Origin of the sequence: Bartonella sp. MR30HLJHH (assembly GCF_042194195.1) — a bacterium.
In the GTDB taxonomy this organism is placed as follows: Bacteria; Pseudomonadota; Alphaproteobacteria; order Rhizobiales; family Rhizobiaceae; genus Bartonella; species Bartonella grahamii.
On record NZ_JBHIMO010000084.1, the window covers coordinates 1 to 998 of the forward strand.

Below are 998 nucleotides of genomic sequence, written 5' to 3' on the forward strand. Positions count from 1 at the left end.
CTTCATTCATTTCTGCATTCATTCTTTCACCTCTCTTAACTATGCATACCTCTGTGTAATGCTATTCGCTCTCGCATGATCTGATTGTGTGCCTGAGTATTGAGAAGCTTCTGCCGTTCAATGTCATGGCGCTGTTGCATCATTTCTGCTTCTAATTCCGCTTTCTTTTGACGCATAAACAGATCAATCTGCTTTTGTTGCAAATCCATCTGATGCATCTGTGCTTTCGTCTCTAAGTCTTGTTGCTTTTCCTGCAACTTCATTTCCTGCTCGGGGTCCATCTGCTGTTGTTGTGCCATTTGTTGCTGTTGGAACTTCTCACTGACACGATTAAGCAATGACGCCGGCAATGGAGAATAACGAAGTAGATCAAGCATAATATCCGGTGTAATGGCATTTTGGAGCAATGGAAGAAGCTGTGTGATGATACCGAAGGTGCGCTCTTTCTCATTCGGGCTGGTTGGCGCATCATCAACAACAATGTCATACTCAACACTCGTTACTTCTTCACGCGTCAATGGAATATATTGCGCATTCTCCTCACCAGATATCCGTACCAAACGACCATCAGACAAATAATTCTGTATAAGGTGTAAAATAATCTTACCTTGCCGCTTGCGATACAAACGTAAGCCATCAAACAGACAAGCAAGCAGATTTAAACTGGATTGGCGTCGTTGTGCCTCCAAAATACCCGCTTGTGTCACTTCTCTTGTGCCAATGAATTCGGGCGATAAACCCGTCACCTGATTAATTGCTTCCTTAGCTTCATTAAACAGTTGGAAAAACCCCGTTGGAAATTCTGCTACGGGTTTGGGTTGGATCTTTCCTTGTGCAAGGGCGCCATCTTCAGCAACTAGCAACGCATCAGCTCGCGCCCAATCTTGCATAGCCTGCCTGATGTCCTTAAACGCCCCTTCCTCGACAATAAGCCCCCCTTTGGATTGGCTATTAAGGATATACATCACTTGACTGAAATATTTATTCGCCCACCGTTG

General features: G+C 44.5%; 1 pseudogene. It reads right to left on the reverse strand.

Features of this window, described 5'->3' with window-relative positions:
- Positions 1-35: 35 nt before the first annotated feature.
- A pseudogene (locus ACFIKR_RS09420) lies at positions 36-998 on the reverse strand (phage portal protein); the annotation flags it as partial.